This window comes from Nocardia sp. CA-135953, assembly GCF_050955735.1.
Taxonomy (GTDB): domain Bacteria; phylum Actinomycetota; class Actinomycetes; order Mycobacteriales; family Mycobacteriaceae; genus Nocardia.
In genome coordinates this window covers 5,813,875-5,828,672 of sequence record NZ_CP192082.1, presented here as the reverse complement: position 1 = coordinate 5,828,672, position 14,798 = coordinate 5,813,875, and the positions used below count along the sequence as shown (strand labels likewise).

The following is a 14,798-nucleotide window of genomic DNA, read 5'->3' as shown; positions in this document are numbered from 1 at the left end:
CCGTGACAACAGCTACGCGGCGACTGGCAGCCAGCACTCCAAGCCATGGTCACATGGCGATGATCATGCTGATGTCCCGCCGTCTCGCCCACAAGCGGAAATGCGCAGTTTCTGGACAGGCGCTGCGACAAGGACGTCGGGGCTGCTGCCCTACCTTTCGGAAGTGCACGACAACGGTGTCGATTCGCTAAATCTGGAAAGATGCGTGATGACGACGTTTCTGTGGGTGCTGCTCATTCGCAACGTGCCGCGTGCCCTTTCTCGCAGATCGGGGAAGTCAGGCCCGGCTGAATCTCAGGTTCATCGTTGGAGGAAGTAGTCCGTGCGCAACACTTTCGTAGAGACGTTGTTCGCTCAGGTCGAGAATCGGCCGACCGACTTGGTGTACCGTTTTTTGGACGGCGGTGACGTCGACGGTGTTGTTCGCGAAATGTCGTACGCCGAGCTGGGATTGCGTGCTCGGGCGATCGGTGCCGGACTGCAGGATTCGATGCCGCGACGGGCGTTGTTGCTGTACCCCGCGGGCCCGGAGTTCGCCGAGGCATTCTTGGGATGTCTGGCGGCCGGCGTGGTCGCTGTTCCGGCGCCGCTGCCCGAATGGGAGAACCGCTCGCTGCGTCGGCTGCGGCGGATGGTGGCGCACGCCGAGGTCGATGTGGTGCTGGCGCCGCGGCGGGTGGTCGCGGATTCGGCGGCGCTGTGTGCGGAAATTCCGGAGTTGGCGGGTGTGCGGTGGCTGGCCACCGACGAGGTCGCGGGCGATCAGGCGTCGCGGTGGCGGGAGCCGGATCTCGGCCCGGATTCGGTCGCGTTCATCCAGTACACCTCCGGCTCGACCAGCGCGCCGCGCGGTGTACTGCTCACCCATGAAAACTTGCTGCACAACCAGGAGGCGATCGCGGCAGGCCTTGGGCACGACCGCTCGTTGGCCGACTCATGGGACGGTGCCCTGTTCGCCAGCTGGCTGCCGATGTACCACGATATGGGACTCATCGCGCCGCTGCTGCACACAATCTATCTCGGCGCCAATTCCGTATTGATGTCGCCGCGGCACTTCCTGCAGCGTCCCGAGCGGTGGCTGCAGGCGATCTCTACCTTCCGCGCCCACACCAGCGGCGGCCCCAATTTCGCCTACGAACTGTGCGTGCGCCGGATCGCACCGGAACAGATCGATCGGCTCGACCTGAGCCGGTGGCGGGTGGGGTTCAACGGCTCCGAACCGGTGCGGGCGGCGACGATACGGCGGTTCACCGACACCTTCGGCCGCGCCGGATTCCGCGCCGAATCCCACCACCCGGTCTACGGTCTGGCCGAAGCGACCCTGATCGTGACCGCGCCGTCCACCGACACGGCACCGACGCTGCGTGCGGTCGCGGGCGCAGAGACCCCCGGGAATCATGCACACGCCGAACTGGTCGGTGTCGGGCGACCAGCCGCAGGAATGACGGTCGCGATCGTCGACCCCGAAAATGGCGCCGAACGCGCTGACGGAGACGAAGGCGAAATCTGGGTCGCCGGGAACAGCGTCGCCACCGGATATTTCAGTGATGAGCAGGCCACCGCCGAGGTGTTCGGGGCGACGCTGCTCGGTGACGACCGCCGCTTCCTCCGCACGGGGGATCTCGGATTCCTCTCCGGTGGTGAGTTATTCGTCACCGGCAGACACAAGGACCTGTTGATCATCGACGGTCGTAATCACTATCCGCAGGACATCGAGTCGACCGTCGAGGCCGCGCACGACAATATCCGGGCCGGCTGTGTCGCGGCCTTCTCCGCGGAGATCGGACTCGACGGGGAGCAGCCGGTCGTGGTGGCCGAGGTGCGCAGCGAGGATCCCGGCGATCTGGCCGAGATCGAGGGCAGCGTGCGCGGCGCGGTGGCCACCGGCCACGGGCTCACGCTCGCAGCGGTGTTGCTGATCCGGCCGGGCACCATATTCAAGACCAGCAGTGGGAAGATTCAGCGTTCGGCATGCCGGGTGGCGTATATGTCCGGCGAGTTGCTCACGCTGCGGGCCGGGCCCGTACGGTCGTCGGAAGACGAGCTCGATGAACTCGAACCGGTTATGGCGACCGAGGATGTATCGGAGCGGTCCACAGCAGGGCCGTCTGCGGAGGCGCTGCGATCCTGGTTGGTGACGGCGGTCGCGCGGCATGCGGCGCTGGATCCGGAACGTGTCGATGTACATCGGCCGTTGGTCGAATTCGGTTTGGGCTCTGCCGATCTGGTCGAGCTGATGGTCGACCTATCGGATTTCGTCGGACATTTCCTCGACACCAACCTGTTGTTCGACCACCCCACGATCGACGGTGTGGCCACGGTGCTGGCCCCCGACGCGCGGACCGAGTCGGGTGCGGCAGATGCCGAGCCGGCCGGGGGCACCGACGCGGACGAGGACACCCACGACCACACCGACGACGACGCGATTGCAATTCTGTCGATGTCCTGCCGTTTCCCTGGCGCTGCGAATTCACCTGAGGCGTTGTGGCGGCTGCTGGACGGCAACGATGACGCGCTCAGCGATGTTCCTGCGGGCCGCTGGGACATCGACGGACTGTACGACCCCGACACCTCCGCGACCGGCAAGGCGTACACCTTCCGCGGCGGATATGTCGACGGCATCGATCACTTCGACGCCGCCTTCTTCGGTATCGGCCCGCGCGAGGCCGCGGTGATGGATCCGCAGCAGCGCATCATGTTGCAGCTCAGCTGGGAAGCGATCGAACGATCAGGGCGCGATCCGCGCACCCTGCATGGCAGTGCGACGGGCGTGTACCTCGGTGTGTACAGCACCGGCTATCTGGCCGATCCCGCGCCGGAACAGCTGAACGGCCAGGTCGGCACCGGACTGTCGCCGAGTGTCGCGTCCGGTCGGATCTGCTACACGCTGGGGCTGCACGGTCCGGCCGTCACCCTGGATACGGCCTGCTCCTCGTCGATCGTCGCGATGCATCTGGCGATGCAGGCGCTGCGCGCGGGGGAATGCGATCTCGCCTTGGCGGGCGGTGCCACACTACTGATGTCACCGACCGCCCATATCGAACTGTGCCGGTTGGGTGTGCTGTCGCCGACGGGCCGGTGTGCGCCGTTCTCCGCCGATGCGGACGGGACGGTGTGGGCCGAGGGCGCAGGTCTGCTGCTGTTGAAGCGGCTCGGCGATGCGCGCCGCGATGGAGACCGGGTGCTGGCGGTCATTCGCGGTTCCGCTGTCAATCAAGACGGCCGCAGCCAGGGCCTGAGCGCCCCCAACGGCGCGGCCCAGGAGCAGGTGCTGCGCTCGGCGCTGCGTGCCGCAGGGCTGGCGCCGCACGATATCGACTACGTCGAAGCGCACGGCACCGGCACGGCGCTTGGAGATCCGATCGAGGCGCGTGCACTCGCACGGGTGTTCGGGCCGGGTCGTGACCCGGATCGGCCGCTCAGTATCGGGTCGCTGAAATCCAATGTGGGGCATACTCAGGCCGCAGCGGGCGTGGGCAGCGTCGTCAAACTGGTGCTCGCACTGCAACACGAGCGGATCCCCGCCACTTTGAACGCGAGTGTGCCCTCACCACAGGTCGATTGGGCGCGAAGCGGTGTGGCGGTACAGGCCGAGCCGAGGCCGTGGCGGCGAGGCGATCGGCCGCGGCGTGCCGGCGTGAGTGCCTTCGGCCTCAGCGGCACGAACGCGCACCTGATCCTCGAGGAGGCTCCGCTCGAGCCCGAGCTCACAACCGTGCCAGACGCGTCGACCGACGACCGGGCGGTGGCGCTGCTGCCGATTTCGGCTCGCAGTCAGGCCTCGTTGCACGGCCAGATCGAGCGGCTGCTCGACCGAGTGGTCGCCGATCCGCGACTGGCACCGGGGCCGGTCTCGCACGCACTGGCATTGCAGCGCACCCAGTTCGAGCGTCGCGCGGTCGTGGTGGCCGCCGATCGAGACTTGATGGTCGGTGCGCTGCGTGCGTTGGTGGACGGCCGGTCGTCGGCAAATGCCGTCCTCGGTAGTGGACCGGTGCTTACCAACGCCAAGACCGCGTTCGTCTTCCCGGGGCAGGGCACGCAGTGGGTCGGCATGGCACGCGATATGCTCGCTGGCTCCGCAGAGTTCCGTGCCGAATTCGAGCAGTGCGACAAGACTTTCGGCGCACGACTCGGCTGGTCGCTGGTGGCGAGGTTGACCACCATGACCACTGCGGACCTCGGTGATTTCACTGCCGTGCAGCCACTTCTGTTCGCGACCATGGCCGCGCTCGCGGCCACCTGGCGAGCGGCGGGCGTCGTCCCGGACGCGGTAATCGGCCACAGTCAGGGCGAGATCGCCGCCGCCTACTGCGCCGGTGTCATCGAATTGAGCGATGCCGCACGGATTGTCATCGCGCGTAGCCGCCTGATGCAGACCATCACCGCACCGGGCGCGATGGCGATGGTCGGCCTGCCGGAGGACGAGGTCGGCAGGCGGCTGGCGCAGTTCGACGGCCGGGTGTCGATCGCGGCGGTCAACGTGCGACGTTCGACGATCGTGGCAGGTGAGCAGGCCGCGGTGGCGGAGCTGCTTGCCGATCTGGGCCGCGCGGGAATATACACCCGGCTCGGCGCCGCAGGTCCCGGTTTCGCCGGGCACTGCCGGTTGATCGAATCCATCCGCGATCCGTTGACGGCCGAGCTGGCCGGTATGACCGCGAATTCGCCTGCGACGCCATGGTATTCAACGATGTCGGGTGAACCGGTGACAAGCGAACCGATCGGATCCGATTACTGGTACCGTAACGCGCGCGAAACCGTGCGGTTCGCGGCCACGATCGAGCGCATGATCGCCGATGGATTCCGGTATTTCGTCGAACTGGGTGTGCATCCGTCGCTGACCGCGGCCGTGAAGACGGTGTCGGAAGACCTCACGCGCGAAGTGGTGGCGGTGGGTTCGCTGGTGCGCGACCAAGACGGGCCGACCTGCCTGGCCAGGGCGCAGGCCGAACTGTATGTCGCGGGCCACGAACTCGACTGGACCAGACTGGTTCCCGAATACGGGCGAGTGGACCTGCCCACCTATGCCTTCGACGAGCGGCGGTTCTGGACCGACGCAGCCAACCGCGACACCACCTCGCTCGGCCTCCAGGATGCCGGCCATCCTGTGCTGGGCGCTGTTGTGCCGCAGCCGGATTCGGGTGGCGTCGTGTTGACCGGTCGGCTGTCGCGTCAACGGCAGCCGTGGCTGGCCGAACACGCCGGCCCGAACGCGGTGTTGTTGCCCGGTGCCGCGTTGGTCGAACTGGCCGTCCGGGCCGGTGACGAGGTGGACAGCCCGGTGGTGCGTGAGCTGGTGTTGCGCACCCCGATACTCGTTCCCGATCGCGGAGCCTTGCAGATCCAGACGGTGGTCGGCGGCGCAGGAGTCGATGACCGCCGGACGGTGCGCGTCTACGCTCGCGACGAACACGATCCGGATGCCCGGTGGACACTCCATGCCGACGGCGTCCTGGCCGAGGAGTCCGGACCTTTTCCCCCGCAAGCGGATTCGTCGTTGTGGCCGCCTGCCGAGGCGGTGCGCGTCGATGTCGACGACCTGTACGCCGCGTTGTTCGCACGTGGGCACCACTACGGTCCGCAATTCCGGGCGATGCGAGCGGCATGGCGGCGCGACGACGAAATCTTCGTCGAGGTTGAACTCACCGAATCCGCGGACGGCGACGCCGCTCGGTTCGGTATTCATCCGGCATTGCTGGATGCCGCGCTGCACGCCACCACAATGTTCGCCGCCGATGGCGTGCACGCCCTGCTGCCGTTCGTGTGGACCGATGTGACGCTATGGGCCTCCGGCGCCACCGCGCTGCGCGTTCGGCTCACCCGGTCGGGTGCCGACACCGTCACCATGTCCGCGACCGACCGGACCGGACGGCCGGTGGTATCGGTGGGTTCGGTGCTGTTGCGACCGGTCGCGGCCGCGCAGTGGGATGCCGTGTCGACCGCACCGGACTACCGTCGCCTGTTCCGGATGGAGTGGTCCGAGTTCGCGCTGCCCGCATCTGATCGGACGCTCACACTGTGCCAATGGAATCTCGGCGAACCCGAGATCACCGACGCGATCATTCTGGTGGTGCCCGAAGGTGACTCGCCGGATCAGGTACACGACTCGGCCCAGCAGATCCTGGCCGCGCTGCAAACGTTCGTCGGCGACGATCGTTTCCAGAAGACGACGCTGGTTGTGCGTACGCACGGCGCAGTGGCCGTATCCGGTACGGGCACCGTTGATCCGGCGGGCGCTGTGGTCTGGGGACTGGTGCGCTCGGCGCAGTCGGAGAATCCGGGCCGGATCGTCCTGATCGACACCGCAGATCCCGAGGTCGATTTCGCCGCCGTCCTCGCCACGGGTGAACAGCAGGTGGCCGTGCGCGACGGCGTGGCGTTTGTACCGCGTCTGGCTCGGCTGCCGGAAACCGCGGGCCGAGCGCCGGAAGGCCGGGTGTCACTCGGTGACGGCGCCGTACTGATCACCGGGGCGCCGGGTCGGCTCGGTTCGGCACTGGCCCGTCATCTGGCCGACGTGTACGGCGCCCGAGACCTGGTGCTGATCAGTCGCCGCGGCATCGATGGGCCAGGTGGCCGTGAGTTGCACGACGACCTGGAGAGCCGAGGGGTGCTCGTGCGATTCGCCTGCTGCGATATCTCCGACCGGTCGGCTCTGGCGCGGCTCCTCGACGGTATGCCGCTGGCCGGTGTGGTGCACGCGGCGTGTGTGCTCGATGACAGCACACTCGGCTCGTTGACACCTGAGCAGCTCCGCTCTGTGCTGCGCCCGAAAGTTGATGCGGCACACCATCTGCACGCTTTGACGGCACATCGAGAGCTGTCGATCTTCGTACTGTTCTCCGCGGCCGGCGCATTGTTCGGCACACCCGGGCAGGCCAACTACGCGGCCGCCAACGCCTACCTCGACGCGCTGGCGCTGCACCGCCGGTCGCTCGGGCTGCCCGCCCAGTCGCTGGCCTGGGGTGCGTGGGAGGTCGATGTGCACGACCACATGGCGCAGGCCGATATTCGGCGTATCTCGCGTGCGGGTATCCGCGCGTTCTCGGTGCCGGAAGGGATGGCCTGTTTCGATGCCGCCCTGCGGCTCGGCGATCCGGTACTGGTTCCGTTGCTGCTCGACATCGACGTGCTGCGGCGTGCACCGGCCGTTCCGCCGCTGCTGCGCGGACTCGTCCGCCGCCCGCGGCGCCGTGCCGCGGCCGACCATTCGACCATCGACGTCGCGGCGGAATCGCGCTTCGCCGAACAATTGCGGGCCCTACCGCGAGCGGAGGCGATCGCCTTGGCGATGGCCGCGGTGGCCGAGTGGACCGGGGAGGTACTCGGTCATGCGGTCACCGAGACGGTCGCGGCCGAGGAGACTTTCCAGAGTCTGGGTCTGGACTCGTTGATGGCGGTCGAACTGCGCAACAAGGTGCGCGAGCACACCGGCATCTCGGTGCCGCTCGGCGCGATCCTCGCCGAGCGGAATCTCACCGACCTCGCTGATCATCTCGTCGGCGAGGTGTTGCGGACGGCCGGAACCAACGGTTCCAATGCCGCGGACGCCGAGGTGCCCGAGGTAGAAGTGCTGCCGGTGACCCGGGACATGATGCGTCTGCTGCGAACCGAACAACTCGGTATCCCGAGCACAGCGCAGACCGGCGGTATCGCGGTGCGACTATCCGCGCCGGTCACCCGACCGTTGCTGGAGCAGACGCTGGCGGGACTGGCACGTCGACATGCCGCGCTGCGCACTACCATTCGGCCCAGTGCGGAGCACGGACGGCAGCTCGAGATTCGTCGCGAACCCGGCGCGCTTGTCGGTTGGCGCGACCTCGACCACCTCGATGACGCCGTCGTCGGAGAACATTTCCGGGAGCTGATGGCGCGGCCGTTCGACCTGGAGACGGGTCCACTGTGGCGTTTCGAACTACTGAGCGCCGAGTCCGCGGATCCGGTACTGCTTTTCGGCGCACATCACAGCATGAGCGATGTGCAGTCGATGCTGCTCGTTGCGGGCGAACTCGCCGCGGAACTATCCGGTGCGCGGCTCGGCGACGCCGTGACCAACCGTGACATGCATCAACTGCTCGCGGCGCAGCCGAGCAGGCGCGACGGTGACGAAGGCGCGGTTAGGCGATGGCGCGAGGCGTTCTCCGGAACTCGTCGGCTCGAATTGACCTTGGCGCATCCGCGTCCGGCCCAGCGCAGCTACGGTGCGGGATCGCTTGCGCTCGACATGCCTGCCGGATTGCACGACCGGGTCGCGGACCGGGCGCGTGATCTCGGCATCACGCCCGCCGCAGTCTTCCTCGGTGCACTGACCGTTGCACTCGCACGGCGCCAACAGGTCGATCGGTTCGCCCTGGCGGTTCCAGTAGATACACGCATGCACGCCGATGCCACCGCCTCGGTCGGCTATTTCGGTGTGCCCGTGCCTTTCCCCGCGGCCGCTACTGCCGGTGAGCTCGTCGCCGACGTGCTGCGGCGCACCGGTGAGCGGCTGCGGAATCTGCTCGCGCCCGGTGCGGGCTTCGCCGATGCGCTGGCCGCGCTGGCCGGGGAAGACCTGTACCGCGACAACGCGCCGATGATCGAGGTGTACTTCAACTACCTGCGCGCCAACTCCGCCGTCGCGCGGGCCGAGGTCGTTCCGGTGAGCACCAGCTACTCCGATCTCGATCTCATGGTGGCGGTCCTGCCGGATACCGGCCAGGTGTGGTTCACCTACAACAGTGACATCATCGACGCGCGGACCTGTACGGAGTTCGGCGCGGAATACCTGGAGACGGTCGCGGCCGCGGTCGCCGACCCCGGAGCGCCGGCCCGGCCCGAAATAGCCGGGCAGCAGCCGGTTTCCGGTGTTCGGGCGGCACTGAGTGCGACATTCGCGCTGGGTAGGCTGCCCGAATTGATAACGGCGGCATCGGATGTCACCGCGATCACCGTCGCGGAGGCGCCCTATCATCACGCGCTGTCATGCCTGCGTGACCCGTCGGGTGTCTTCGCGCAGCCGTCGACAGACCTGGGCCTCGTGCTGCTGCGTGCGACGGATCTGGAACGGTTCGGCGCGATCTCCGACGAAATGCTCACCGAGCTCGCCGCGGACTATCCGGCGGCCATGCGCGATGTGGCCGAACGCACGCGTAGGCCGATCGTCGTCGGCATCCTGCCTTCGGCCCGGCCGGAGGAACGGTTGCTGGCATGGGAGCGCCTCGTCGCCGAACGCCTGCGCGAGATTCCTGGCGTCGCGGTGCTGGAACCGAACGAATGGACGCGCCACCATCCGGTAGGCAATCCCTTCGACGACCGGACCGAGATCCTGGCGCATCTGCCCTTCACCCCCGAATTTCAGGCGGCGGTGGCGCTCACCCTCGTCGCGACCGCGGGCGCGGTGACCGAACCAGCGCCGAAGGTGATCGCCGTGGACGGCGATGACACCTTGTGGAGCGGCACGGCGGGCGAAATCGGTTCCACCGCTGTGACTTTCGATGAGCCACGCAAGGTGCTGGCCCGGCGGCTGTCGCAGTGGCGCGCCGCAGGAACATTGCTGGTACTGGTGACCAACAACGACAACGATGTCGTACGAGAGATTCTGGACCGGCCCGACAGCACGCTGCGCCACGACGATTTCGCCGCCGTCTCCGCGGGCTGGGGCGGTAAGCCCGAGCGGCTGGAGGAGGTCGCACGCACCCTGCGGCTGGGACTCGACGGCTTCTGCTATCTCGACGACAACCCGGTCGAAGTGGCGCGCATGCGTGCGCTGCTGCCCGAGGTGCTGTCGGTGACCTGTCCCCCCGCTGACGAACTCGAATCGTTCATCGCGCGACTGTGGCCGATGGTGCCGGTCGCGGCGACGGCAGAAGACCGTGCCCGAGCCGACTTCTACCATCAGGAGCGCCAGCGCGACAGTGCTCGCGCCGCTGCGGAGTTCGCGGAATTCCTCGACCAGTTGAACCTCGAGGTCGATGTCGAGCTGCTGACCGACGCCACCATCGAGCGGGCGCGACAACTGGTGCGGCGGACGACTCAGTTCACCCTCGCCGATATCACCGTCGACGATCTCGACCGGTGGCGCGAGGAGGGCGAGGTGTGGACCGCGACGGCGCGTGACCGTTTCGGCGACTACGGCCTGATCTCGGTGCTCGCACTGCGGGCGGATGCGAACAGCCTGTGGATTCGCGGCTGGCAGCTCAGCTGCCGTGCCCTCGGCCGCGGCGTCGAGGAACGGCTGCTGAGCTTGGCGGCGGATAGGGCCGATGCCCTCGAGTGTCCGACGGTACGGATGTCGGTCGAGCACACCGCCCGCAACGAACCCGCTCGGCGTTTGGCCGCGCGCCTGCGCGGCAGTGCCTCCGACGATCGGCGGCTGGAGGTATCGGTGACGCCGGACCGCCTGCGGGAGTTCAGGTCCTGGGAGACTCAGCTGGATGGCGAGGAGGTGACGCCATGACCGGTCCTATCGAGCGGACATCGGTCCGCAACTCGGCCGCCGACCGTCGCGTACGCGGTGAGAGCCTCGAACGAGGCACTGCCGGAATGGACGTCGCAGCCCTGCTCGCACGGACCGGCACCGCATCGCCGGTCGAGGCACCGCGCGGCGCGCGTCAGTGGAACGTCGACGGTTTGGCCGCAGCGGTCACCGCGGTGGCAAATCGGTTCACCGAGACGCCAATCGACGCCGATACCGACTTCTTCGACGCGGGCGGCACCTCGCTCGCCGCGGTGGAACTGGTCGCCGCACTGTCGCGTGAGCTGGACATCCACCCGGATCTCGATACGGTGTTCTTCGACGCCCGCCCGCGCAGGCTGGCGCACCGCTGGCTGGCCGATCACCCCGAAGCCGCATGGCCTGGGCCGGACGCGGAATCCACGGCCGATACCGACGACCTCGCCCAACTCTTCGCCGACCTCTCCGGCGCCGACCGGCTACCGCTCGTGGCGGCGCCGGAGCGGGCCGCGCCCCGTCGCATCCTGCTGACCGGGGCCACCGGCTTCCTCGGCAGTCATCTGCTGCTGGATTTGTTGCGGCACAGCCAGGCCCACGTGGTATGCCTGGTCCGCGCCGACGACGATCATGGCGCCGCACAACGTCTCGAGCACGCCGTACGGCGCTTCGCGCTGCCCTGGTCGCGCGAGGTCCGGCGGCGGGTGACGCCGCTGGCAGGCGACCTGCGCCGACCTCGGCTCGGCCTGTCCGACCAGCGGTGGGAAACCCTTGCCGCGGAAGTCGATTCGATCGTCAACGCGGGCGCCGCGGTGGATTTCCTGCGCGGCTATCGCTCGCTGCGCGCGACCAACGTACTCGGCCCGCTGACCCTTGCGGAGTTGGCCTGCACCGACCGCCCCAAACCGGTGCACCACATCTCGTCGCTGGCGGTGTTCAACGGATCGGATGCCGCCACGTTGGGCGAGGACGATCCGACCGCCAACGCGGCCGCCCTGCCCATCGGATACGACCGATCCAAATGGGCCGCCGAGGCCGTACTGCGCCGGGCAGGCGAACACGGACTCGTGGTGACCATCCTTCGTCCCGGCGGAATCGGCAGCCACCCGGAGACCGGCGCCCACAACCCGCGCGACCTGAACTCGGGCATCACCGCGGCGCTGATGCGATTTCGCACCGCGCCGGGATTCCGGTACCTCAACGCCGCCCCGGTGGATTGGGTCAGCCGGGTGGCCGCGCAGATCGTCGGCACCCCGAGCGCCTGGGGCCACACCTATCACCTCACCGGCGAGCCCACCTCACTCGAACAGGTGGTCGCCGAAACCACGCTGGGCGGTATGGGGATTCGCGTACAGCACTGGGAGCAGTGGTGCGATGACGTGGTACATGCGATCAGGGAGGAACCGGTGCGGGAACTGGAATCGCTGGCGCAGGTCCTGCAGAGTCCCGTGGCCCGGCGTCAGTTGGCGGCCATGGTGACCGCGCCGCCCGCATCGGCCGCGCGTACCGAAGCCTTCGTATCCGCCAACGGCCTGCCCGCGCCTGCCACGTCCGGTCCGGCGGCACGCGGCCGAATGCTCGCGGCCATGGCAGGGATCGGACCGCAGCCTGGCGACCGACCTTGTCTGCGGTTCAACGAAACGCTCACCGGAACGGTCGGCCCGATCGGCCATAGCGCCCACATCCCCTGCGATCTGCGGCTGACCCTGTCCATCGCGAGCAGCGCGCAGCTGTTCACCGCGCGAACACTCGAGGTCGGCGGCGAACTCACCTGCGCTCGGTTGCACGACGAGCCCCTCACGGTCGAGGGCACGGCGACGATCCGGCCGCACGACGGGACACCGCTGCGCCACGAAGTACGACATCCGATCATGCATTACCAACTGACGCTGCGTGATTCGTCCGGCGATACCTGGTGGCTGGAGGGCTACAAATTCGCCGCGGCACGGCGCCGGCTGGTGCGTCAGCTTCGAACCCAGGTGATCGAGATCGGACGCATCGGGGAGCCCGCCTCCTATAGCGGTGAGGTCGCCGTGCCGATGCACACCTACCTGCCCGACCAGATCGACGGCATAGAGATCGATCCACGGCTGTCCGAACGCCAGCGGCGGCTGGCGAAACTGTTGTGGCTCAGCTGGTTCGGCGGTCAACTCGGCAAAAGCCTGCTGGAACCCGTACTCCGAGTGGGTATCGATCTACTGGATCTGCGCCGAGCAATGCGTAAGGAGCAGCGCCGTTGACCGAAAAGCGATCGACCAGCCCCGAACTCGGTGCCGGACAGGCGATTTCCTTCCGCACCGCCGACGGCGTCGACCTCGCACTGCGCCGGGTCGGGCCCGCAGACGCGCCCGCGGTGCTGCTGGTACACGGGCACGGGGTGTCGTCGGAGATGTTCGCGCTGCCCGAGATTCGCAATGTGACCGACGTACTGGCCGATGCGGGTTACCAGTCGTGGCTGCTCGACTGGCGCGGCAGTTGCCGCCTGCCGTACAACGAATCCGGCCCGCCCTACACCTTCGACGATGTCGCGCTCTACGACATCCCCGCGGCGGTCGCGCAGATCAGGGCGCAAATCGGGGATCGCCCGCTGTTCGTCGTGGCGCACTGTATCGGCGCGCTGGCTCTGTCGCTGAGCATGACGGCCGGATTGCTGCCCGCATTGGCGGGCGTGGTCGCGCAGGGCGTCTTCCTGACCCCGAAGGTCAGCACATCCGCGCGGATGCGAGTGCTGCTCGGCAGCGAACTGATCGGCTCGCGCATGAGCCACGTCGAATCCGACTTCCGCAAGGTCGGGCTGTGGTCCCGGCGCACTCTGCTCTACGCCGCGCTCTCACGCAAGGGCAACTGCCCCGACCCGACCTGCCGGATGGTCCACCACGGCTGGGGAATGGGCGCCGAACTGTTCGAACACGACCACCTCGATGCACGCACCCACGATCGGCTGGCCGAACTCTTCGGCTCGATACCGCTGTCGGTGCTGCCACATTTGCGGCAGATGGAATTGGCGCACGCCGTCCTCCGGTGGAACGTCGATGACGACCGCTACCGGGTGCTCCCGGAGAACGCGCTCGACCAGGCCGATCGCATCGACTGCCCGGTGCTGCTGTTGTCCGGCAGCCGCAACAAGGCCTGGCTCGATTCCAATAAGCTGTGCTACGAGGTGCTTTCGGCGCGCAATCCGAAAGTCGATGTCCGCTACACCGAAATCCCCTCCTACGGCCACCTCGACACCTTCATCGGCCGCGGCGCGGCGCTGGACGTGTTCGGACGTATCGTCGATTTCCTCGACGACACGTCAGCTCGGCAGGCGTAGGGGCAGGCCGGCGGTTTGGTAGATGGCATCGATGACGGTCATGGTGTCGACGGAATCGCTCGGTGCGGTGGCCACCGGCTCGCCGCGCAACACCGCAGCAACGAAGGCGTCGAGTTGGTAGTCGTAGGAGCTGCGATGGGTGAATCGCCGCAATCGCCTGCCGTCCTGCGAACGCACCGACAGTACATGACCCAGCTGCGGCAGCACCGGATTGACCAGCCACATCCGGCCGCGTTCGCCGACGACAGTAGCGCCGATGCGCAGCAGGTCCGACGACCACATCGAGCACCGGATGCGGCCGGTGTGCCCGGACGGGAAGCGCAGTTCTGCCGTCATGGCGCGGTCGATCCGAGGTTCGCGCAGTTTGGCGTTGGCCGCCGCCACTTCCGGGTTCTCGCCGCCGAGCACACGGGCCATGTGCACGGCGTAGCAGCCGGCGTCCATCAGTGCGCCGCCCGCGAGGGCGTAGTCGTAGCGGATATCGGAGAATTTCGGCAAGGGAAAACACACCGCGGCTTCGACGCACAGCAGCGTCCCCAATTCGCCGGATGCGATGACCTGTTCGGCGGCCGACATCAGCGGGTGGTAGCGGTAGTGGAATGCCTCCATCACCACGCGATCGGAATCGCATGCAAGCGCGGCGATCTCACGAGCCTCCGCGGCATTGGCGGAGAACGGCTTCTCGCACAGCACATGTTTTCCGGCCTCCACCGCGGCGCGGGTCCAGCGACCGTGCAGACCGTTGGGCAGCGGGACATAGACCGCGTCGAGATCGGGCGCATCGATGAGGTCCTGATAGCTGTCGTAGACCTGCGCGATGCTGTGCTTGCGGGCGAACCGCTCGGCATCCGACCGGTCCCGGGCCGCTACCGCCGCGACGACGACCTCCGGATTCCGCTCGGCCGGTTTGATCAGGGACGCCGGGGCGATGCGGGCCGCACCGAGAATCCCGATACGGAGTCCGGAGCGCGTGTCTTCGGTCACCAGCAGACCCTAACATCGACGCCGTACCACGGCTGGGCTGCTCCGACAGTGCGACGATCCCGAATG

At 67.7% G+C, this 14,798-nt stretch carries 4 protein-coding genes; 3 read left to right on the top strand and 1 reads right to left on the bottom strand.

The features are described 5' to 3' along the window. The first annotated feature begins 322 nt into the window (after positions 1-322). From ACQPXH_RS26760 to ACQPXH_RS26750, 3 genes are read left to right on the top strand one after another with little or no spacing between them, the layout of a single operon-like run. The gene (locus ACQPXH_RS26760) at positions 323-10,441 is read left to right on the top strand and encodes an HAD-IIIC family phosphatase (RefSeq protein ID WP_433599236.1); all 10,119 of its coding nucleotides are present in this window, start codon (positions 323-325) and stop codon (positions 10,439-10,441) included. Further along, entirely contained in the window at positions 10,438-12,675 is a 2,238-nt protein-coding gene (locus tag ACQPXH_RS26755) for a thioester reductase domain-containing protein (protein ID WP_433599235.1), read from the top strand. Before ACQPXH_RS26760 ends, ACQPXH_RS26755 begins: the two co-directional genes overlap by 4 nt. Further along, on the top strand, positions 12,672-13,748 hold the full coding sequence (locus ACQPXH_RS26750; protein ID WP_433599234.1) for an alpha/beta hydrolase: 1,077 nt from the start codon (positions 12,672-12,674) through the stop codon (positions 13,746-13,748). The genes ACQPXH_RS26755 and ACQPXH_RS26750 overlap by 4 nt, the downstream gene beginning before the upstream one ends. On the opposite strand, the gene ACQPXH_RS26745 is transcribed toward ACQPXH_RS26750, so the two are convergent. Next, a complete protein-coding gene (locus ACQPXH_RS26745; RefSeq protein ID WP_433599233.1) occupies positions 13,731-14,732 on the bottom strand; it encodes a Gfo/Idh/MocA family protein in 1,002 nt (333 codons plus the stop codon). The two genes, ACQPXH_RS26750 and ACQPXH_RS26745, sit on opposite strands and share 18 nt — an antisense overlap. Positions 14,733-14,798: the final 66 nt, after the last annotated feature.

Bases quoted from the DNA above. Each gene is read 5' to 3' on its own strand.
- ACQPXH_RS26755 (WP_433599235.1), top strand. From the start codon at position 10,438: ATGACCGGTCCTATCGAGCGGACATCGGTCCGCAACTCGGCCGCCGAC.